Raw genomic sequence first — 19692 nt, forward strand, 5'->3', positions numbered from 1 at the left:
ACCACCAAACCGGGATCAGGGTGACGCATCAATATTCAAAAGACCGGGTCAAGCCAAGACCAAACACCACGACTGCCGCGTGGGCCAGCCACATTCACCGACACGCGGCCGATGGCGTCATCGCGACGCCTACCAGCCGTACCAGCCAGCGTACTATCGCAACCATTCTAATCAGCCTGACTAACTTTGGCGAAACCATCGCAGCGCTAGCGTACCCTGCGCCGGAAACCCCTTGCCGCGGCTTGGCGGCCAGCCCCGGCAACCGTCCAGTCATGAGATGGGGTAGACTGCCGCTCATGCCTTCCTGCCACCCCAGCCGCACCACGCCGCCCGGCCCATGTGGTTCTGGTCGTGTGATGATTGTGCTAAACTTGCGCAACACATTCATTTGATTATGAAAACACTTACCACCGCCCTTTTGGCCCTCGCCTTGTCCCTGCCCGCCGGGCCGTCAATCGCGTGTTGCCCGCTACGGTACAGCCGGGTCTGTTACAACAGGCAGAAGGTAAGCGTGTCGCTTTTCTGCCCAAAGGTAGTAGCAACGGCTTGTTTGGCTTGTTCGCCAGCGCTGGCAACAGCTATACCGTCGCGCCCGGCCTGCGCATCATCGATGAGAACAACCGCATGTTGCTGATGGGCCGACTGCCCGCGCTGGTGGGCAGGCAGGTGGGTGTCACCTTTGACCTGTACGGCAATATCAACCGCATCTGGCTGTTGACCGACGACGAGTGGAACGCCCTCAACGCGCGGCAATAACGGCCCGGTGCCTCCCGAACCGAACACGCTGGAATCCTAGTTGCAATGAAGAAGGTATACATCAAGACCTTCGGCTGTCAGATGAACGAGTACGACTCGGACAAGATGGTCGATGTACTGTCCGACGCCGAAGGCATGATCAAGACGGACAACCCGGAAGAGGCCGACGTGATCCTGTTCAACACCTGCAGTGTGCGTGAAAAAGCACAAGAGAAGGTGTTTTCCGATCTGGGCCGCATCCGCCCGCTGAAAGATGCCAACCCCAACCTGATCATCGGCGTGGGCGGCTGCGTCGCCAGTCAGGAAGGCGACACCATCGTCAAGCGCGCTCCGTATGTAGACGTGGTATTTGGCCCGCAAACCTTGCACCGCCTGCCGGAACTGCTCAAGGCCCGCGCCGACAGCGGTGCCTCACAAGTCGATATTTCCTTCCCGGAAATCGAGAAATTCGACCACATCCCGCCCGCCAAGGTGGAGGGTGGCGCCGCTTTCGTCTCCATCATGGAAGGCTGCTCCAAGTATTGTTCGTTCTGCGTGGTGCCCTATACCCGCGGCGAGGAAGTTTCACGGCCGTTTGAGGACGTGCTGGTGGAAGTGGCCGGGCTGGCGCAACAGGGCGTGAAGGAAATCACGCTGCTGGGCCAGAACGTCAACGCCTACCGCGGCGTGATGGCAGATGGCGAGATCGCGGATTTTGCCCTGCTGCTGGAATATGTGCATGAAGTGCCGGGAATTGAGCGCATCCGCTTTACCACCAGCCACCCGCGTGAATTCAGCCAGCGCATCATCGACTGCTATGCCAAGCTGCCCAAGCTGGTTTCGCACCTGCATCTGCCGGTACAAAGCGGCTCCGACCGGGTGTTGATGGCGATGAAGCGCGGCTATACCGGGCTGGAGTACAAGTCCATCATCCGCAAGCTGCGCACCATCCGCCCGGACCTGTGCCTGTCTTCCGATTTTATTGTCGGCTTCCCCGGCGAAACCGAGGCCGATTTCAACGCCACGCTCAAGCTGGTCAAGGATCTGGAGTTCGATTTCAGCTTCGTATTCATCTACAGCCCGCGCCCCGGCACCCCGGCAGCCAACCTGCCGGATGACACGCCGCATGCCGAGAAGGTACGTCGGCTGGAAGCGCTGAACGAAGTGATCGAAGCCAAGGGCTTTGCCATCAACCAGAGCATGGTGGGCACCACGCAACGCGTACTGGTGGAAAACGTGTCGAAAAAAGATCCGAACCAGCTGGCGGCACGCACGATGAACAACCGCGTGGTCAACTTTATTGGCCATCCGCGCCTGATCAATCAGATGATCGACGTGGTCATCACCGAAGCCCATCCGCATTCGTTGAGCGGACGCGTGCTGACCTCGGAAACGGCTTAATCTTAACTATCCGTTCGGCCAACCTGGCGCATTCAGGTTGGCCGAATTGCATCAACAAGGCACCATGTCCCATTCCGAACACCTCAGCTTCAAACCGGTCGACAATGACCGGCTGGCACGCCTGTGTGGCCCGCTGGACGAAAACCTCAAACAAGTGGAAACCGGGCTGGATGTCACCATCCAGCGTCGGGGCGAAAGCCTGCGGATTCAGGGCGAACGAGCCCGTGACGCCGTCACCGCGCTGACCCGCTTCTATCTGTTGGCCGAAAAACAGGATTTGTCGATCGACGACATCCAGCTCGGGCTGGTTGAAGTACGGCAGGCCGCGCCGACGGGCGAGGAAGCTGAGGCGGATGCGCCAGCGCTGGTAACGCGCCGCGGCGATTTGCGGGGCCGTACGCCACGGCAAAACCGCTACATCAAGGCCATTCAGGACTATGACATCACCTTTGGCATCGGCCCGGCCTAAGCACCGGCAAGACCTATCTGGCCGTCGCCAGCGCCGTCGATGCCATGGAACGCGATGCCATCAAACGCATCGTGCTGGTGCGCCCGGCGGTGGAAGCGAAAAGCTGGGGTTCCTGCCCGGTGATCTGGCACAGAAGGTCGACCCCTATCTGCGGCCGTTGTATGACGCCTTGTATGACCTGATGGGCTTTGACAAGGTGACACGGCTGTTTGAGAAGAACCTGATCGAGATTGCGCCGCTGGCATACATGCGCGGCCGCACGCTCAATAGTGCGTTCATCATTCTGGACGAAGCGCAAAACACCACGCCGGAACAGATGAAAATGTTCCTGACCCGCATCGGCTTTGGCTCCAAGGCCGTCATCACCGGCGACATCACCCAGATCGATCTGGCCAAGAACCAGAAAAGCGGTCTGGTGGAGGTTGAGCACATTCTGTCCAAAGTGCGCGGCATTCATTTCCACCATTTCCAGAGCGACGACGTGGTGCGCCACCCGCTGGTGCAAAAAATCGTCGACGCCTACGACAATTACCAGGCAAAACCGCATGAAACAAGCCAAGCGTAATCCCCTGCGCCAAAGGTTGGCCGAACGGCTCGACCTGACCCCGGACAACCGTACCGATTCGGCCAACCTGCCCACCGCAGCCCAGTGGCGCCGCTGGGTACAAGCCGCCCTGCAACCGGGCGTACGTCAGGCGCAGATCAGCCTGGTGATCGTCGAGGCCGACGAAGGCCAGACGCTCAACCGCGACTACCGCCACAAAGACTACGCCACCAACGTGTTGAGCTTTGCCCTGAACGAAGGCGAGCCATTGCCCGGCCTGCCACTGTTTGGCGATCTGGTACTGTGTGTGCCGGTGGTGGAACGTGAAGCCACCGAGCAAAACAAGAGTCTGGAAGAGCACTACGCCCACCTGACCGTGCACGGCATGCTGCACCTGCAAGGCTTTGACCACGAAGACGACGACGAAGCGGAAATCATGGAAACGCTTGAAACCGCCATTCTGGCCAAGCTAGGATATGCCGATCCGTATGCCGAGGAAAAACACTAAACCCTATGGAAGACCCCAGTAAGCCCCGCCCCAATTGGTTTGAACGCCTGTCCACCCTGCTGCTGCGCGAGCCGGAGGACCGGGAAGAACTGATCGCCCTGCTCCACTCCGCCTTCGAACGCAACCTGCTGGACGCCGAAGCGCTCGGCATGATCGAAGGCGTATTGGGCGTCAGCGAACTGACCGTACGTGACGTGATGATTCCGCGCAGCCAGATGGATGTGCTGCGCATCGCCGACCCGATCGGCCGTTTCCTGCCCGACGTCATCGGCACCGGCCACTCCCGCTTTCCCGTCATCGGCGACAACAAGGACGACGTACTGGGCATCTTGCTGGCCAAGGATCTGCTGCGCCACTTCCTTAGCCCCAAAACCTTCGACCTCAAGGCCACCCTGCGCCAGCCGATGTTCGTCCCGGAATCCAAACCGCTGGACGTGCTGCTGCGTGACTTCCGCTCCACCCGCAACCACATGGCCATCGTGGTGGACGAATACGGCGGCGTTTCCGGCCTGATCACCATCGAAGATGTGATCGAACAGATCGTCGGCGACATCGAAGACGAATACGATTTCGACGACAGCGAAGACAATATCGTGCCGGTGCGCGGTCAGCGTTACCGGGTCAAGGCGCTGACCGAAATCGCCGATTTCAACGAATATTTCGACACCCGCTTCGATGACGACGATGTCGACACCATCGGCGGGCTGGTGATTTCCCTGATGGGCCATCTGCCCAAACGCGCCGAAACGGTGGAAGCCGACGGTATCCGCTTTACCATCCTGCGTGCCGATAGCCGCCGCCTGCATTCGCTGCTGGTGGAACGCCTCCTGCCGCCGACCGACGACACACTCACCGACTGATGCCACGTACCCTGTTGTTGCTGGCCGCTGCCGCCCGGCCGGGGCACTGACGCTGTTTGCCTTTGCCCCGTACCGCCTGTTCTGGATCATGCCTTTGTCGCTGGCCGCCCTCGCAGGGTTGGCCGAACACCAGCCGCGCCTTGCCGGGCGACTGGGCTATATCTGGGGGCTGGCGGCCTATACGGCCAACTTCAACTGGATCTACAACAGCCTGCATGACATTGCTTAAGCCTGCAAGCGATCCCGGCGCTGCCACTGGTATTTTTACTACCGGCCTATCTGGCGCTCTACCCGGCGCTCGCCACCGGCTCGCTTGCCGTATCGACACACGTCCGGCCATCCGCTGGCTGCTGGCCTTCCCGGCGGCCCGGGAGCTGGGCGAATGGCTGCGCAGCTGGCTGCTTACCGGTTTCCCCGGGGCGCCGCGGGCTACTCACAAATCACGGAAAGCCCGCTGGCTATGCCCCGCTGGCCGGGATTCATCTGGTGAGCTGGCTGGTCGCACTGACCGCTGGGGCAGTGTCGTTAATGGGCCGTGCCACGCCACGCCAGCGCAGCGGGTTATTGGCAGCGGCACTACTGGTCTGGGGCGGCGGCGCCGCACTCAAGCAAGTGACATGGACCCAGCCCGCGGGTAAGCCGTTCACCGTGGCGCTGGCGCAAGGCAACATCCCGCAAGCACTCAAATGGAAGCCGGAAACGGCGGAATACACGCTAATCACCTATTATCGGCAAGTCGCCGCCACGCGTGCCGACCTGATGATCCTGCCTGAGACAGCCATGCCGCTGTTTCTGGAAGACCTGCCCGCCAACTATCTGGCCTTGCTGACCCGCACCGCTGCCGAGCAACACATGGCACTGGCCAGCGGTGTGCCACGCCGCACGCCCGACGGCCGTGGCTATCTGAATGCCGTGGTGGCTCTCTCAGATCCGCGCCTGCCGTCCTATGCCAAAGACCATCTGGTTCCGTTCGGCGAGTTCATTCCGCTCCCCGGTCTCATCGGCTGGATCTACCAGTTCATGGACATGCCGCTGTCCGGCTTCTCACGCGGCGGCAGCAACCAGGCACCGCTGCAACTGGCGGGCCAGCGGGTGGCGTTCAACGTCTGCTATGAAGACAGCTTCGGCGAGGAGCTGATCGGCCCGGCGGCACAGGCCACCCTGCTCGCCAACGTCAGCAATCTGGCCTGGTTCGGCAAAAGTGTGGCCATGCAACAGCATCTGCAGCTATCACAAACCCGGGCACTGGAAACCGGCCGGGTGATGCTGCGCGCCACCAATACCGGCATGACCGCCATCATCAACCCCGATGGCGAGATTGCCACGCTGGCCGCGCCATTCACCCAGCAGGTATTGCAAGGCAAGGTGCAGGGACGACAAGGACTGACGCCCTACATGCGCTGGGGTAATCTGCCGACATTACTCCTGATGGCCGCATTACTGGCCGTGGCGACCGCACTCGGCGCCCACCGTCGTCGCATGGTCGCCCATTAATCCAGGCAGCTCTTTCACCGACGTGGCGCATCCGTCACGCCAACAAGAGCGCGATGGTTAAAGGCCAATCGCACATGAATAAACCGCTTGCCCGGTATCCCGGCACAAGCGGTTTTTCACTTTCTAGCTAAAGGTTGGCCGAATAACGGCCAGCAGCCCAGCCATGTACTACCGTACAACTTAAACCCGGAAGCTCGACACCAGCGTGCGCAGGTTATCGGCCAGACGATGCATGCTGTCGATGGCCTGTGACGTGCTCACTGCCGCCTCGGCATTGGTGCTGGCACTTTGCGCAATCCTTTCCACATGCTGGGCAATATCCTGGCTGGCCTGGCCCTGCTCCTTCAGCGCATGGGAGATATCGTTCACCACGCCATCCACCCCCACGGCCCCCTGACGAATCCGCGCAATCGCATCACCGCCCTGTTCCGCCAGATTCAGCCCGGATTTGACCCGGTTCACCGCCTCTTCCATGCAGCTATGCGACTGATCGGAACTCACCTGAATTTCCTGAATCATCACGGCAATTTCCTGCGTCGCCTGGCCGGTACGTTCCGACAGCTTGCGCACCTCGTCCGCCACCACGGCAAACCCGCGCCCCATCTCGCCTAAGCACGGGCCGCTTCGATCGCCGCATTGAGCGCCAGCAGGTTGGTCTGGTCGGCAATATCCTTGATTACCTGCATGATGGAAGAAATGGTCTGCGTCTTGGTCGCCAATTCGGCAATCGTCACCGCCGCCTGATCTACCGATTCATTGATCCGGCGCATTTCCGTCACCGCCTGCGAGATGACTTCCCCGCCCTCATGCGACAACTCGCCCGATTGTTTCGACAGCTGATGAGCGTCATGTGCGTGGTCAGCGATCTGGTTGATGCTCACCGTCAGCTGTTCCACCGAGGCGGCCATCGCCGTTGCAGCCGTACTTTGCTGCTGTGATCCGTCTTCCACCAGTGCCGAACGTTGCGTAATCTGGCCGCTCATTTCGGACAGCTTGTTGGCGTCATCAATAATCTGCCGTACCAGCTGTTTGAGTTGCTGCTGCATGGTTGCCACTGCCGCCATCAGGCTGGAGTCGTCACCCGGCGCGAGTGGAATCGTTTCATCCAGCCTTCGGCAATCTTCTTGACCACCGCGACGGTTTCCCGCGGATCAGCCCCCAACTGCCCCAGTACCGAACGCAAGATCAGCACCCCGGCCATGCCCAGCAACAGCAAGGCCACGCCTATTTCCAGCGCCAGCGTAATCAATTCCTGCTGAAAAGCGGCCGCCACATCATCCAGATAAATGCCGGTACCGATGACCCATTTCCAGCGCGGCGTCACCATGGCGTAGGAAATCTTCGATTGTGGCTGCTCAAAACCCGGCTTGTCCCAAACATACTCGACAAACCCTTTGCCCCCACCACTTTGCATCGCCCTGGTCAAACAACTGGCCGACCACCGCCCCGGTCGGGTCCTTGATCGCCATGACATCCTTGCCAAGCATGGCCGGTTTCACCCCATGGGCGATATAACGCCAGTTATTGTCGAAGGCGAAGAAATACTCGCGCTGGTCATAGCGGATACCATTCAGCACATTCACCGCTTGCTGTTTGGCCACGACTTCCGGCAACTTGCCACTGGCCGCCAGCCCTTCGTAGTACTGCACCATGCGGTAAGAGCTTTCCACCAGGTTGCGTACTTTATCCTTGCGATCCTGCAACATGCTGTGTTTCAGGTTGAACACGGCCATGGTGCCCAGCGCACAAATGACCACGGCCATCAATACCAGCAGGCCGGTCAGGCGTGCTTTCAGCGTCATACCCGTTTGCTGTTCATTCATGTTTGCTCCCGATTATTCTTGTCATGATTTTGTTGTTTACGGCCCTGTTCTGCGACAGGGCGCCACGGCTTCCGGCACAATCTTTGCCTGTCGCCCATGCTAACTCAGCCAGCAGGCTTGCCCCAGCAGTTTACCGGGAATATGCCGTATTCCCTATCGGGCGGCGTTCCGGCACAAGGAACCCACCATGCAACAAGCCTCAATCTCCCCTCTGTCCCAATAAAAGACAGGGCCAATCAAGCGCAGTTTCCATGATAGGGCATGGCAAGAAAAAAGCGACGCTTCGCCATCCATAGCCACAAATACATTATGGTTTTTTTGATCCAAGTCTAGTGCTTTTGCTCAGTTTATAGGGAGGAATAATAATCTGCCAATCCATAAGCCCGCCACACCATAAAAAAACCCGGCCTGAGCCGGGTTCAATCCTGCCGCAAACCTGCATTACTTCATGGTTGGCATGACAAACTCCGCCGCCAGGTTCTCTGGCCAGCGGCTGGTAATGGTTTTCATGCGGGTATAAAAACGCACACCTTCCGGGCCATGCATATGGTGATCGCCAAACAGCGACGCCTTCCAACCACCAAAACTGTGGAACGCCATCGGCACCGGAATAGGCACATTGACGCCCACCATCCCCACCTGAATACGTTGGCCGAACTCACGAGCCGCCGCACCGGAGCGGGTGAAAATGCTGGTACCGTTGGCAAACGGGCAGCGGTTGATCAATTCCACGGCACTGTCAAAATCCGGCACACGCACCACAGCCAGAACCGGGCCAAAGATTTCCTCTTTGTAGATCGTCATCTCAGGCGTAACGTGGTCAAACAGGCACGGCCCCGGGAAGAAACCGTTCTCATGGCCGGGGTGACAGTAACCGCGGCCATCCACCAGCAAGGCTGCACCCTCGGCTACGCCCTGATTCACATAACCAGTTACCTTGTCCAAGTGCTGGCGCGTCACCAGCGGCCCCATCTCGGCGACGGCATCCTCCCCAACGCCGATCTTGACCGAGCGCGCACGCTCGGCCAACTTGGCCACCAGCGCATCGGCAACCTCGCCAACCGCCACCGCCACGGAAATGGCCATGCAGCGCTCACCGGCCGAGCCAAATGCCGCGCCCATCAGCGCCTCCACCGTGCCATCCAGATCGGCATCCGGCATCACCACCAGATGGTTCTTGGCACCGCCCAACGCCTGCACGCGCTTGCCATGACGCGCGCCCGTCTGGTAAATGGAACGGGCAATCGGGGTCGAACCGACAAAGCTGACCGCTGCCACATCAGGATGCTGCAGCAACTCATCCACCGCCAGCTTGTCACCGTGCACCACGTTGAAGACGCCGTCCGGCAAGCCTGCCGCAGCAGCTCTGCCAGAAACAGCGCGGCTGACGGCACGCGTTCGGAAGGCTTCAGTACAAAGGTATTGCCACAGGCAATGGCCACCGGGAACATCCACATCGGAACCATGGCCGGAAAATTGAACGGCGTAATCCCCGCCACCACCCCCAGCGGCTGACGTAACGAAAAGCTGTCGACGCCACTGCCCACCTGCTCGGTGTATTCACCCTTGAGCAATTGCGGAATCCCGCAAGCAAACTCCACCACTTCCAGACCGCGCGTCACCTCGCCCATGGCATCCGACACCACCTTGCCATGCTCGCGTGAAATGATTTCGGCCAACCTTCCCTGATGTTCATCCAGCAAAGCCTTGAACTTGAACATCACCCGGGCGCGTTTAAGCGGCGACAAGGCCGACCAAGCCGGAAGCGCCTGCCGTGCCGCGGCCACCGCAGCGTTGACTTCGGACTCACCAGCCAACGGTACCTGAGCGATCACCGATCCCAGCGCCGGGTTATACACCTCACCAAAACGGCCACTCTGGCCAGTCAACAACTCACCACCGATATAGTGCGAAAGCGTCGTCATAACAATCCTGTCCTGTGTGACCGGGCGCATCATCACCCGGCCAGCTTTGTTCCATCAAACACGCATCACTGCAACGTACGCAATACATCCGCAATGGTGCCAAACAGCTGCTCTACCTGCTGCCGGTTGATGATCAGCGGCGGCGACACGGCGAGCACATCACCGGTGCAACGCACCATCACGCCACGTTCCCAGCACTGAACAAACGCCTCAAAGCCGCGTTTGCCCACCGCACCCGGTCGGCTTTCCAGCTCAATCCCGGCCACCAGGCCCAGGTTACGAATATCCTTCACAAACGGCAGGCCCTTGAGTGCATGCGCCTGTTCTTCAAAATACGGCGCCATCTCACCCGCATGCTCAAAAATCTTTTCGTCGCGATACAGATCCAGCGTGGCAATCGATGCGGCACAGGCCAAAGGATGCGCCGAATAGGTATATCCGTGCGGAAACTCAATGGCACCCTCAGCGGCAGCTGCCATGAATGCCTCGTAGATCGCCGGTTTGGCCAATACCGCACCCATCGGAACCGTACCATTGGTCAGGCCCTTGGCGCAGGTCATGATATCCGGCAACACCCCAAACTTGTTGGAGGCCCAATCCTGCCCCAACCGCCCAAAGCCGGTGATGACCTCATCAAAGATCAGCAGGATGCCATATTTGTCGCAAATTTCACGCAGGCGCTTCAGATAACCCTTGGGCGGAATCAGCACCCCGGTCGAGCCAGCCATCGGCTCAACCATCACCGCCGCCACGGTGGACGGATCATGCAAGGTCAGCAGGCGGTTTTCCAGCTCGTCAGCCCATTCCGCGCCATACTCCGGCTCGCCGCGAGAAAACGCATTGCGCGCAATATCCAGCGTGTGGCGCAGGTGATCGACCGTCGGCAACGCCACCGGAAACATCTTGCGGTTACCCGCAATGCCGCCAACAGAAACGCCACCAAAGTTAACCCCGTGATAACCACGCTCACGGCCAATCAGCTTCACCCGAGCGGCGTCACCCCGTACCCGATGGTAACCAATCGCCATTTTCAGTGCAGTGTCTGCCGCCTCCGACCCCGAGTTGACATAAAACACCTTGCTCAAGCCCGTTGGTGCCATAGCCGCCAGCTTTTCTGCCGCCTCAAATCCGAGCGGATGCCCCATCTGGAAGGTCGGGGCAAAATCCATGGTCGCCACTTGACGCTGCACCGCTTCCACAATTGGCTGGCGGTTGTGGCCCGCATTCACACACCACAGCCCTGCCGTACCATCCAGCACCTGACGCCCCGCGTCATCGCGGTAATACATGCCGTCCGCGCTAACCAGCAAGCGTGGCGCGCTCTTGAACTGACGGTTGGCCGTAAACGGCATCCAGAAAGCATCCATACCTTGATGTGACATCGTTGTCTCCTGACGGCGCCCGATTGCGCTCAGATGACATCAATGTAGCCAGCCAATTCTCGCCATTACAGGTACAGTTGGCCCAGTTTCGCGTCATACTGTATTGGCAAAGTTGCCAATACAGCCAGCATGCATTCCTGCCATCGGTATGCTCCGATATAGGCTCCATGCGCAAAGCGAAAATCGACAATAATGCAAACATTGCAACCACACTCATCCTGCAATCCAACCGCCAACAGGAATTGCCATGCAACTGCGTCAGATGATCATCTATCCCATCCAGTTTTGTCATGGCATCACCTACAGCCGCGCCTACGCCAGTCGACAGGGCTTGTTGCATGATCGTGAATGGCTAGTGACGACACCGGACGGGAAATGCCTCACCCCACGTGAATGCCCACAACTCCCACAGCTACAAACCGACCTGATCCCGGGAGGAGTATTACTAAAGGCCCCAGAGCAACTGCCAATTATGGTCATGAGTACGGTCTACCACACGCCTCGGCTTTGTACGCAGGAAAACGTCACTCTTTCCGGCTACCACGGCGATCCACGCGTGGATGACTGGTTTAGCAAATGGCTGGGTAAAGACTGCCAGTTGGTATGGCACCGTAATCCAGCACCACCACCTCTGGCACCTCAGGACATGCCGCGACCACCTGCGTGTACCAGCCCGTTTATTCTAGTTAGCGATGCTTCGTTGAAAGCCATAAGTCAACACAAAGGTCAGCCTGACACGCCACGTCTTCCCAATCTTGTCATCGATGGCGTACCGCCATTTGCTGAGAACTCTTGGCAAACCTTACAAATTGGAAACGTGGTATTTGATGTGATAAAACCGGAAGCACCAAACACGACCAGCGCTATTAATCACGCAACCGATATCGTGTCTTCTCAGCAAGAACCAGCGCCAACACCGCTACACAACTCCCAGCCGACGCACAACCTAGACATCGGCATCGCACTGATAGCACGAAATGAAGGGCTGCTGCATACCGGCGACTCAGTCAAGATCCTGGCAGAGCACGTCAGGTGGTAATGGCTCAGCAATAATAACCATAGTTGGCTCCTGAAAACCGACAGTCACGGCACGAGCAGAAATGAAAAAAGGCCAACACAAGGTTGGCCTTTTTTCACTTACTGAAACGACTTATTCAGCCGATTCGTCTACAACTTCTGCATCCTCAGGACGGTCAACCAGCTCAACCAGAGCCAGCGGAGCATTGTCGCCCTTACGGAAGCCATACTTCAGCACGCGTACATAGCCGCCATTGCGGGCGTTGTAGCGCGGGCCGAGTACGTCAAACAGCTTAACCACGATATCACGATCGCGGGTGCGGTCGAAAGCCAAACGACGGTTGGCCAACGACGGCTTTTTACCGAGCGTGATCAACGGCTCGGCCACACGACGCAGTTCCTTGGCTTTCGGCAGTGTGGTCACGATCACTTCGTGACGCAACAGCGAGTTAGCCATGTTGCGCAGCATCGCCAGACGATGGCTGGTCGTGCGGTTCAGTTTACGATTACTGTAACGATGACGCATTGTTATGTCCTTTTATCTCAAACCTTACGGCTTTTCTAGCCCTGCCGGTGGCCAATTCTCCAGCTTCATACCGAGAGTCAGGCCTTTGGAAGCGAGAACTTCTTTGATCTCGTTCAACGACTTGCGTCCGAGGTTCGGAGTTTTCAGAAGCTCGGTTTCAGTACGCTGAATCAGATCACCGATGTAATAAATGTTCTCGGCTTTCAGGCAGTTGGCCGAACGAACCGTCAGTTCAAGATCGTCAACCGGACGCAGCAAGATCGGATCGATCGGCGGCGCCTTTTCAATGACTTCTTCAACCGCTGTACCACGGAGATCAGCAAAAATTGACAGCTGATCCATCAAGATGCGTGCCGCATTACGCACGGCTTGTTCCGGCTCGATAACACCATTGGTCTCAATATCAAGAACCAGGCGATCGAGGTCGGTACGTTGCTCAACACGAGCGCTTTCCACAGCAAAGCTTACACGGCGAACCGGCGAGAAGGAAGCATCCAGTTGAATCGTACCAATGGAACGATTGTCATCATGAGAAGAACGAGCAGAAACCGGTTGATAACCCCGGCCTTTCTCAATCTTGATCTCCATGTCGACCTTACCACCGGCAGAAAGATGACAAATCACATGATCAGGATTAATCACTTCTACATCGTGCGGTACGTCGATATCGCCAGCCAAGACAGCACCTTCACCTTCCTTTTTCAAGGAAAGGACGACACTGTCACGACCATGCAGTTTAAGCACTACGCCCTTGAGGTTAAGCAGGATATCCACGACATCCTCGCGAACACCATCAAGAGCGGAATACTCATGCAAAACGCCAGCGATAGTCACTTCGGTGGGAGCAAAGCCCGGCATCGACGACAGCAGAATACGGCGCAGCGAATTGCCCAAGGTATGGGCATAGCCGCGCTCGAACGGCTCCATCGACACACGTGCCGGGTCGCAGACACAGGTTGAACGTCGATGAGTCGAGGTTTCAGAAATTCCGAAGCGCTGTTTTGCATAGTCATTCCCTAAGAGCTAGCGATTACTTGGAGTAGAATTCCACAACGAGCTGTTCGTTGATATCGCTAGACAGTTCGGAACGTTCCGGAGCAGATTTGAAAGTACCTTCCATCTTGGTACTGTCAACAGATACCCAAGACGGGAAGCCAGATTGCTCGGCCAGAGACAAACCTTCAGCAATACGGGCTTGTTTCTTGGCTTTTTCACGGACAGACACTACGTCACCAGCTTTAACCGGAAAGACGGAATGTTAACGACTTGGCCGTTCACGACGATGGCCTTATGGCTTACCAACTGACGTGCTTCTGCACGCGTGGAGCCAAAGCCCATGCGATATACAACGTTGTCCAAGCGGGATTCGAGAAGTTTCAACAGGTTTTCACCCGTGGAACCCTTGCGGCGAACAGCTTCGGCAAAATAATTGCGGAACTGACGCTCAAGAACACCGTAAATACGACGGATTTTCTGCTTTTCACGCAGCTGGACGCCATAATCAGACAGACGGCTCTTACGGGCGCCATGCTGACCAGGAATGCTATCCAGTTTGCACTTGGAATCCAGTGCGCGACGCGCGCTCTTCAGGAAAAGGTCGGTGCCTTCACGACGAGCGAGCTTACATTTTGGGCCAATATAACGTGCCATGTTCTCACACTCTCCGAATTAGATACGACGTTTTTTGGGCGGACGGCAACCGTTGTGCGGTACCGGCGTCACGTCGGAGATGCTGGTAATCTTGAAACCCAGCGCGTTGAGTGCGCGAACAGCGGATTCACGACCAGGGCCCGGGCCCTTGATACGAACTTCGAGGTTCTTCACACCGTATTCTTGGGCAACTTTACCAGCGTGCTCTGCTGCTACCTGAGCAGCAAAGGGTGTACTCTTGCGCGAGCCCTTGAAACCAGCGCCGCCAGAGGTAGCCCAAGACAAAGCATTGCCTTGACGGTCGGTGATCGTGATGATGGTGTTGTTGAACGAAGCGTGCACATGCACGATGCCTTCGCTAACACTCTTGCGCACTTTCTTACGTACACGGGCAGCTGTGTTTGCTTTAGCCATTATCTGTGTTCCTTAAATTTACTTCTTTAAGCAATCGCCTTGCGCGGACCCTTGCGAGTACGAGCATTGGTGCGAGTGCGTTGACCGCGGCACGGCAAGCCACGACGATGGCGCAGGCCGCGATAGCAACCCATATCCATCAGACGTTTGATGCTCATAGTGATTTCACGGCGCAGATCACCTTCAACAGTGAACTTAGCCACTTCTTCACGCAGAGTTTCCATCTCGGCGTCAGTCAGATCCTTTACCTTGGTAGAAGGATTTACATTCGCTGCAGCACAAATCTGCTGCGCACGAGTCTGACCGATACCGTAAATTGCCTGCAGGCCAATGACGGCATGCGCATGATTGGGGATATTTACCCCTGCAATACGGGCCATAGTCTTCCCTTAAGCCTTAAGACCTTGAAAAGTTTGCGATTGTAACACGCAAAGACAGGGCTAACAAATGTTAGCCTTGCTTTTGCTTGTGACGAGGGTCCGTGCAGATCACGCGTACAACGCGATTGCGGCGGATAATTTTGCAATTACGGCAAATTTTCTTTACCGAGGGCTGTACTCGCATATCAGTTCCTTTCAATACTCAAAGAGCGAGTGCTTACATAAGCACGGAACACGATTCGGGCACGGGTTAAACCGTACGGAGTCAACGCCACCGTAACCTCATCACCAGCGAAATGCAGACAAACCTCGCCTGCATTTCTCCAGAGACATGTCGTAATACCACACATCAATGTTCAGTACCGTTTAGCAAAAACAGCTAAGCAGCTGTTTTACCAATCATATTCTGTACTTGGGTGGGTATTTCTTGGCCATAAACCCAGTGTGAATACGTGTATCAGCGGGGCTGATTATTGCCTTTGAAGTTAGCCTTCTTCAGCAAACTTTCGTACTGGTGCGACAGTACATAAGATTGAATCTGAGCCATGAAATCCATTGTCACCACAACAATAATGAGCAGTGAAGTACCACCGAAATAGAATGGAACATTCCACTTCAGAATCAGGAACTCAGGCAACAGACAAACCAGAGTGATGTAAAGAGCACCAACTAACGTCAGGCGAAGAATAATCTTCTCAATATAGCGAGAAGTCTGTTCACCTGGACGAATACCCGGGATAAATGCACCACTCTTCTTCAGGTTATCTGCCGTTTCCTTGGGGTTAAATACCAAGGCGGTATAGAAATAACAGAAGAAGATAATAGCCGTAGCATAGAGCAGTACATAAATAGGCTGCCCAGGATGCAACTTGTCAGAAACCCCCTTCAACCAACCCATGCCTTCAGTATTGCCAAACCAACCCAGCACAGTAGCTGGGAACAGGATAATACTGGAAGCAAAAATTGGAGGGATAACCCCAGCCATATTCAACTTTAGCGGCATGTGTGTACTTTGACCCTGCATCACTCGGTTACCGACTTGACGCTTGGCATAGTTCACCAACACCTTACGCTGACCACGTTCAGCGAAAACGACCAGATACGTGATCAGTATCACCGCCACAAACAGCAGAATGGCAAACAGGATAGGCAACGATCCCTGACTGGTTAGAGTCAGAGTTTTGCCAATCGCAGCAGGAACACCGGCAGCAATACCCGCACAGATAATCAGCGATATACCGTTTCCGATACCCCGCTCAGTAATCTGCTCACCCAACCACATCAAGAACATGGTTCCGGTTACGAGAGTCACTACCGTGGTGAGATAAAACTCCCACTGGGCAGTCACTACCAAGTTAGGCTGCTTGTAAAGCATCACCGCAATACCAAAGCTCTGGAATGTCGCCAACAAAACGGTGGCATATCGAGTGTATTGGGTAACTTTACGACGTCCCGCATCACCTTCCTTCTTCAACTGCTTCAAACTTGGCAAAACTTCTGAAGCCAGTTGAAGAATAATGGAAGCGGAAATATACGGCATGATGCCCAAGGCAAAAACCGTAAACCGAGACAAGGCACCGCCCGAGAACATGTTGAACATGTCGAGCAGGCCTGTCTGTGATGTGTGGAACAACTTCGCTAGTTCGGCAGGATTAATCCCGAGGCACCGGGATGTGGGCACCAATGCGATATACGATAAGTGCGCCAATCAAAAACCAGATGCGTTGTTTAAGATCACCAAACTTACTGGCATTTGCCACTAGAGAAGTATTCGCCACGTGTGTATGCCTTATTCAATGCTGCCACCGGCAGCTTCGATAGCAGCGCGAGCACCGGCTGTAGCGCCAATACCACGCAGCTTAACGGCACGTTCAATCTTGCCGGAAAGCACTACCTTGGCAACCAAAGTCTGAGTAGCAACCAAACCAGCCTGTTTCAGGGCGAGGAGATCAATTTCCTCGACCGGCAGCAGATTCAGTTCAGACAAGCGAACTTCAGCAACTTTGCCAGCAGTCAGCGATTTGAAACCACGCTTCGGCAGGCGACGTTGCAGCGGCATTTGACCGCCTTCAAAGCCTACTTTATGGAAACCACCAGCGCGGCTCTTCTGACCTTTGTGACCACGGCCAGAAGTTTTACCCAGAGCCACTGCCAATGCCACGACCTACACGGCGCTTGGCATGCTTGGGTAAGCACCCGGTTGAATGGTGTTCAGCAGCATTTGTTAGCCCTCGAATTTCAGCAGATAGCTGATCTTGTTGATCATGCCGCGGTTCTCAGGAGTATCGATCACTTCAACGGTCTGGTTGATTTTCTTCAGACCGAGACCACGGGCGCAAGCCTTGTGAGACTCCAGACGACCGATAAGGCTTTTGACCAGAGTCACCTTTACAGTCTTGGCGTTACTCATGCTCCACCCCGGGGATTTCCTCGACACTCAAACCACGCTTCGCAGCGATTTGGGCAGGAGTACACATTTTGCTCAGACCGTCCAGAGTTGCACGAACCACGTTGTACGGGTTGGTGGAACCATGGATCTTAGCCGAAACATTGTGAACACCCAGTGCATCAAAGATTGCGCGCATCGGACCACCAGCTTTCACACCGGCGCCATCTTTAGCGGGCTGCATGAAAACAGTGGTAGCACCATGTTTGCCAATGACATTGTGCAACAGGGTACCGTTTTTAAGCGGAACCTTGACCAGGGTGCGACGAGCCTGTTCCATTGCCTTTTGCACGGCAACCGGAACTTCCTTGGAACGTCCCTTGCCCATGCCAATACCGCCATCGCCATCACCCACCACGGTCAGGGCGGAGAAAGCCATGATACGGCCACCCTTGACTACCTTGGTGACGCGGTTGACGCTGATCATTTTTTCGATCAAACCGTCGCCACGATCTTCCATTTCGTGTTTAGCCATTCTTCACTCCGAATTAGAATACGAGACCGTGTTCGCGGGCTGCGTCAGCTAGGGCTTTCATACGACCATGGTATTTGAAACCAGAACGGTCGAAAGACACCTTCTCGATACCAGCTGCTTTGGCTTTTTCTGCAATACGCTTGCCAACCACAACCGCAGCAGCCACATTACCGCCATTAGAGAGTTCAGCACGTACTTCGGCTTCCAGCGAAGAAGCGCTAGCCAGTACCTTGCTGCCAGTCTCATCAATGATCTGAGCATAAATGTGGCTATTGGTGCGATACACGGCGAGGCGCACCATCTTGAGCTCCGCAATCCGAGCACGGGTTTTGCGTGCACGGCGGAGTCGAGCTTGTTTTTTGTCCATGTCAGAGCCTCAATTACTTCTTCTTGGTTTCTTTCAGAACCACGACTTCATCCGCATAGCGAACGCCCTTACCTTTATAAGGTTCCGGAGCACGATAAGCGCGGATTTCAGCGGCGACCTGACCCACGAGTTGCTTGTTAGCACCCTTGATCAGAACTTCAGTCTGAGTCGGGGTTTCCACTTTCACGCCTTCCGGCATTTTGTGGGCAACAGGATGAGAGAAACCCAAAGACAGGTTCAGGGTGTCACCTTGAGCTTGGGCGCGATAACCCACGCCGACCAGCTGCAGCTTTTTCTCAAAGCCTTTGGAAACACCAGTTACCATGTTATTCAGCAAGGCACGCAGAGTGCCAGACATGGCACGAGCAAACTTGCTATCGTTTTTGGCAGCGAAGGTCAGCTGGTTGTTATCCAGCTTAACGTCAACCTCTTCACACAACGGAGTGCTCAAGGTGCCCAAGGCGCCCTTGACGCTAACTTCCGCTGCGCCAAACTTAACTTCAACGGCCTTGGGGATCGCTACAGGATTCTTAGCTACGCGAGACATTTAACCAACCCCCTTAAGCTACTACGCAGAGCAGTTCACCACCGATACCGGCGGCACGTGCCTTGCGATCAGTCATGACACCTTTGGATGTGGACAAGATAGCCACGCCCAAGCCGTTCATAACTTTCGGGATTTCAGTCGAACCCTTGTATACACGCAAGCCGGGCGGGAAACACGTTCGATGCGTTCAATCACCGGACGGCCAGCATAGTACTTGAGTTGAATATCAAGAACAGGCTTCTTTTCTTCGCCAGCAACAGCGAAGTCTTCGATATAGCCTTCGTCTTTCAAAACCTGCGCAAGCGCAACTTTAAGTTTCGAAGACGGCATAGCAACAGCCACTTTAGAAGCGTGCTGGCCGTTGCGGATGCGGGTCAACATATCGGAAATAGGATCATGCATGCTCATTCTGTGTCTCCTATTACCAGCTGGCCTTCACAACACCCGGGATCTCGCCTTTCATGGCGATTTCACGAAGCTTGTTACGACCCAGACCGAATTTACGGAAAACGCCACGCGGACGACCAGTAACAGCACAACGACGACGTTGGCGAACCGGGCTAGCGTTACGCGGCAGTTGTTGCAGCTTCAGACGAGCAGCAAAACGCTCATCTTCAGACAGATTCTGATTGTTGATGATGGCGAGAAGCTCTTCGCGTTTGCCAGCATATTTCTTGGCCAGCTTTTCACGCTTCTCTTCACGGTTAATCAGTGCAAGTGTTGCCATGT

Annotated in this window: 21 protein-coding genes and 8 pseudogenes; 8 read left to right on the forward strand and 21 right to left on the reverse strand. The window is 56.0% G+C overall.

The genetic code is table 11. From position 1 onward, the window contains the following. The first annotated feature begins 459 nt into the window (after window positions 1–459). From GKE73_RS07205 to lnt, 7 genes and pseudogenes are all read left to right on the forward strand, one after another. Complete coding sequence (locus GKE73_RS07205) at window positions 460–756, forward strand: hypothetical protein (protein ID WP_230369584.1); 297 nt, start codon at window positions 460–462, stop codon at window positions 754–756. 45 nt (window positions 757–801) lie between these two features. Further along, window positions 802–2136: a tRNA (N6-isopentenyl adenosine(37)-C2)-methylthiotransferase MiaB gene (gene miaB / locus GKE73_RS07210; protein WP_230369585.1), complete on the forward strand. Its 1335-nt coding sequence runs from the start codon at window positions 802–804 to the stop codon at window positions 2134–2136. 64 nt (window positions 2137–2200) lie between these two features. Next, window positions 2201–3170 (forward strand): annotated as a pseudogene (locus GKE73_RS07215) (PhoH family protein). Beyond that, a complete protein-coding gene (ybeY, locus tag GKE73_RS07220; protein WP_230369586.1) occupies window positions 3151–3657 on the forward strand; it encodes an rRNA maturation RNase YbeY in 507 nt (168 codons plus the stop codon). Before GKE73_RS07215 ends, ybeY begins: the two are co-directional and overlap by 20 nt. Window positions 3658–3662: 5 nt before the next feature. Further along, window positions 3663–4517, forward strand: a complete 855-nt coding sequence (locus GKE73_RS07225; protein WP_230369587.1) for a CorC family transporter — start codon at window positions 3663–3665, stop codon at window positions 4515–4517. A gap of 88 nt (window positions 4518–4605) precedes the next feature. Next, window positions 4606–4746, forward strand: coding sequence for a hypothetical protein (locus GKE73_RS07230; RefSeq protein WP_230369588.1), 141 nt, complete (start codon window positions 4606–4608; stop codon window positions 4744–4746). 50 nt (window positions 4747–4796) lie between these two features. Beyond that, window positions 4797–6011 (forward strand): apolipoprotein N-acyltransferase, encoded by a 1215-nt coding sequence (gene lnt, locus GKE73_RS07235; RefSeq protein WP_230371426.1) that lies wholly within the window; start codon window positions 4797–4799, stop codon window positions 6009–6011. 180 nt (window positions 6012–6191) lie between these two features. On the opposite strand, the gene GKE73_RS22885 is transcribed toward lnt, so the two are convergent. The 6 genes and pseudogenes from GKE73_RS22885 to aptA form a co-directional block, all read right to left on the reverse strand. Continuing rightward, the gene (locus GKE73_RS22885) at window positions 6192–6614 is read right to left on the reverse strand and encodes a methyl-accepting chemotaxis protein (protein WP_280954817.1); all 423 of its coding nucleotides are present in this window, start codon (window positions 6612–6614) and stop codon (window positions 6192–6194) included. A gap of 5 nt (window positions 6615–6619) precedes the next feature. After that, window positions 6620–7075: a methyl-accepting chemotaxis protein gene (locus GKE73_RS22890; protein ID WP_280954818.1), complete on the reverse strand. Its 456-nt coding sequence runs from the start codon at window positions 7073–7075 to the stop codon at window positions 6620–6622. Then, window positions 7075–7437 (reverse strand): cache domain-containing protein, encoded by a 363-nt coding sequence (locus GKE73_RS22895; RefSeq protein WP_280954819.1) that lies wholly within the window; start codon window positions 7435–7437, stop codon window positions 7075–7077. The genes GKE73_RS22890 and GKE73_RS22895 overlap by 1 nt, the downstream gene beginning before the upstream one ends. Beyond that, on the reverse strand, window positions 7367–7834 hold the full coding sequence (locus GKE73_RS22900; protein ID WP_280954820.1) for a cache domain-containing protein: 468 nt from the start codon (window positions 7832–7834) through the stop codon (window positions 7367–7369). Before GKE73_RS22900 ends, GKE73_RS22895 begins: the two co-directional genes overlap by 71 nt. Before the next feature lie 441 nt (window positions 7835–8275). Continuing rightward, window positions 8276–9759 (reverse strand): annotated as a pseudogene (locus tag GKE73_RS07250) (CoA-acylating methylmalonate-semialdehyde dehydrogenase). 65 nt (window positions 9760–9824) lie between these two features. Beyond that, a complete protein-coding gene (gene aptA, locus GKE73_RS07255; RefSeq protein ID WP_230369589.1) occupies window positions 9825–11141 on the reverse strand; it encodes an omega-aminotransferase AptA in 1317 nt (438 codons plus the stop codon). A 247-nt stretch (window positions 11142–11388) separates the two neighbouring features. Between aptA and GKE73_RS07260 the strand changes: the two genes are divergently transcribed. Further along, complete coding sequence (locus tag GKE73_RS07260; RefSeq protein ID WP_230369590.1) at window positions 11389–12180, forward strand: MOSC domain-containing protein; 792 nt, start codon at window positions 11389–11391, stop codon at window positions 12178–12180. Window positions 12181–12291: 111 nt separating this feature from the next. Here the strand turns inward: GKE73_RS07260 and rplQ are convergent, their stop codons facing one another. The 15 genes and pseudogenes from rplQ to rpsN form a co-directional block, all read right to left on the reverse strand. Further along, window positions 12292–12684 (reverse strand): 50S ribosomal protein L17, encoded by a 393-nt coding sequence (rplQ, locus tag GKE73_RS07265; protein ID WP_230369591.1) that lies wholly within the window; start codon window positions 12682–12684, stop codon window positions 12292–12294. Between the two features lie 24 nt (window positions 12685–12708). Next, window positions 12709–13691 (reverse strand): annotated as a pseudogene (locus tag GKE73_RS07270) (DNA-directed RNA polymerase subunit alpha). A gap of 23 nt (window positions 13692–13714) precedes the next feature. Beyond that, window positions 13715–14334, reverse strand: a pseudogene (gene rpsD, locus GKE73_RS07275) (30S ribosomal protein S4). Window positions 14335–14352: 18 nt separating this feature from the next. Beyond that, window positions 14353–14748: a 30S ribosomal protein S11 gene (gene rpsK / locus GKE73_RS07280; protein WP_230369592.1), complete on the reverse strand. Its 396-nt coding sequence runs from the start codon at window positions 14746–14748 to the stop codon at window positions 14353–14355. A 26-nt stretch (window positions 14749–14774) separates the two neighbouring features. Further along, the gene (gene rpsM / locus GKE73_RS07285) at window positions 14775–15128 is read right to left on the reverse strand and encodes a 30S ribosomal protein S13 (RefSeq protein WP_230369593.1); all 354 of its coding nucleotides are present in this window, start codon (window positions 15126–15128) and stop codon (window positions 14775–14777) included. Between the two features lie 70 nt (window positions 15129–15198). Further along, a complete protein-coding gene (rpmJ, locus tag GKE73_RS07290; protein WP_011137711.1) occupies window positions 15199–15312 on the reverse strand; it encodes a 50S ribosomal protein L36 in 114 nt (37 codons plus the stop codon). Between the two features lies 1 nt (window position 15313). Then, window positions 15314–15474: pseudogene (locus GKE73_RS26925) on the reverse strand (S1 domain-containing protein); the annotation flags it as partial. A 111-nt stretch (window positions 15475–15585) separates the two neighbouring features. Then, window positions 15586–16906 (reverse strand): annotated as a pseudogene (gene secY / locus GKE73_RS07295) (preprotein translocase subunit SecY). A gap of 11 nt (window positions 16907–16917) precedes the next feature. Continuing rightward, window positions 16918–17349, reverse strand: a pseudogene (rplO, locus tag GKE73_RS07300) (50S ribosomal protein L15). A gap of 3 nt (window positions 17350–17352) precedes the next feature. Then, the gene (rpmD, locus tag GKE73_RS07305) at window positions 17353–17538 is read right to left on the reverse strand and encodes a 50S ribosomal protein L30 (protein WP_230369594.1); all 186 of its coding nucleotides are present in this window, start codon (window positions 17536–17538) and stop codon (window positions 17353–17355) included. Continuing rightward, window positions 17531–18049: a 30S ribosomal protein S5 gene (rpsE, locus tag GKE73_RS07310; RefSeq protein WP_230369595.1), complete on the reverse strand. Its 519-nt coding sequence runs from the start codon at window positions 18047–18049 to the stop codon at window positions 17531–17533. The genes rpmD and rpsE overlap by 8 nt, the downstream gene beginning before the upstream one ends. 13 nt (window positions 18050–18062) lie before the next feature. After that, window positions 18063–18416: a 50S ribosomal protein L18 gene (gene rplR / locus GKE73_RS07315; RefSeq protein WP_230369596.1), complete on the reverse strand. Its 354-nt coding sequence runs from the start codon at window positions 18414–18416 to the stop codon at window positions 18063–18065. Between the two features lie 13 nt (window positions 18417–18429). Next, window positions 18430–18963, reverse strand: a complete 534-nt coding sequence (gene rplF / locus GKE73_RS07320; protein WP_230369597.1) for a 50S ribosomal protein L6 — start codon at window positions 18961–18963, stop codon at window positions 18430–18432. Between the two features lie 13 nt (window positions 18964–18976). After that, a pseudogene (rpsH, locus tag GKE73_RS07325) lies at window positions 18977–19371 on the reverse strand (30S ribosomal protein S8). A 13-nt stretch (window positions 19372–19384) separates the two neighbouring features. Then, the gene (gene rpsN, locus GKE73_RS07330; RefSeq protein ID WP_230369598.1) at window positions 19385–19690 is read right to left on the reverse strand and encodes a 30S ribosomal protein S14; all 306 of its coding nucleotides are present in this window, start codon (window positions 19688–19690) and stop codon (window positions 19385–19387) included. Between the last annotated feature and the right edge of the window lie 2 nt (window positions 19691–19692).

The organism is Paludibacterium denitrificans (genome assembly GCF_009707705.1).
GTDB lineage: Bacteria > Pseudomonadota > Gammaproteobacteria > Burkholderiales > Chromobacteriaceae > Paludibacterium_A > Paludibacterium_A denitrificans.

Coding starts and splice junctions, on each gene's coding strand:
- GKE73_RS07260 (WP_230369590.1), top strand. CDS start 11,389: ATGCAACTGCGTCAGATGATCATCTATCCCATCCAGTTTTGTCATGGC.
- aptA (WP_230369589.1), bottom strand. CDS start 11,141: ATGTCACATCAAGGTATGGATGCTTTCTGGATGCCGTTTACGGCCAAC.
- GKE73_RS22890 (WP_280954818.1), bottom strand. CDS start 7,075: ATGGCGGCAGTGGCAACCATGCAGCAGCAACTCAAACAGCTGGTACGG.
- GKE73_RS07225 (WP_230369587.1), top strand. CDS start 3,663: ATGGAAGACCCCAGTAAGCCCCGCCCCAATTGGTTTGAACGCCTGTCC.
- rpmD (WP_230369594.1), bottom strand. CDS start 17,538: ATGAGTAACGCCAAGACTGTAAAGGTGACTCTGGTCAAAAGCCTTATC.
- GKE73_RS07230 (WP_230369588.1), top strand. CDS start 4,606: ATGCCTTTGTCGCTGGCCGCCCTCGCAGGGTTGGCCGAACACCAGCCG.
- rpsE (WP_230369595.1), bottom strand. CDS start 18,049: ATGGCTAAACACGAAATGGAAGATCGTGGCGACGGTTTGATCGAAAAA.
- rpmJ (WP_011137711.1), bottom strand. CDS start 15,312: ATGCGAGTACAGCCCTCGGTAAAGAAAATTTGCCGTAATTGCAAAATT.
- ybeY (WP_230369586.1), top strand. CDS start 3,151: ATGAAACAAGCCAAGCGTAATCCCCTGCGCCAAAGGTTGGCCGAACGG.
- rpsM (WP_230369593.1), bottom strand. CDS start 15,128: ATGGCCCGTATTGCAGGGGTAAATATCCCCAATCATGCGCATGCCGTC.
- GKE73_RS22900 (WP_280954820.1), bottom strand. CDS start 7,834: ATGAATGAACAGCAAACGGGTATGACGCTGAAAGCACGCCTGACCGGC.
- rpsN (WP_230369598.1), bottom strand. CDS start 19,690: ATGGCAACACTTGCACTGATTAACCGTGAAGAGAAGCGTGAAAAGCTG.
- GKE73_RS22885 (WP_280954817.1), bottom strand. CDS start 6,614: ATGGGGCGCGGGTTTGCCGTGGTGGCGGACGAGGTGCGCAAGCTGTCG.
- rplR (WP_230369596.1), bottom strand. CDS start 18,416: ATGGACAAAAAACAAGCTCGACTCCGCCGTGCACGCAAAACCCGTGCT.
- rplF (WP_230369597.1), bottom strand. CDS start 18,963: ATGTCTCGCGTAGCTAAGAATCCTGTAGCGATCCCCAAGGCCGTTGAA.
- rplQ (WP_230369591.1), bottom strand. CDS start 12,684: ATGCGTCATCGTTACAGTAATCGTAAACTGAACCGCACGACCAGCCAT.
- miaB (WP_230369585.1), top strand. CDS start 802: ATGAAGAAGGTATACATCAAGACCTTCGGCTGTCAGATGAACGAGTAC.
- rpsK (WP_230369592.1), bottom strand. CDS start 14,748: ATGGCTAAAGCAAACACAGCTGCCCGTGTACGTAAGAAAGTGCGCAAG.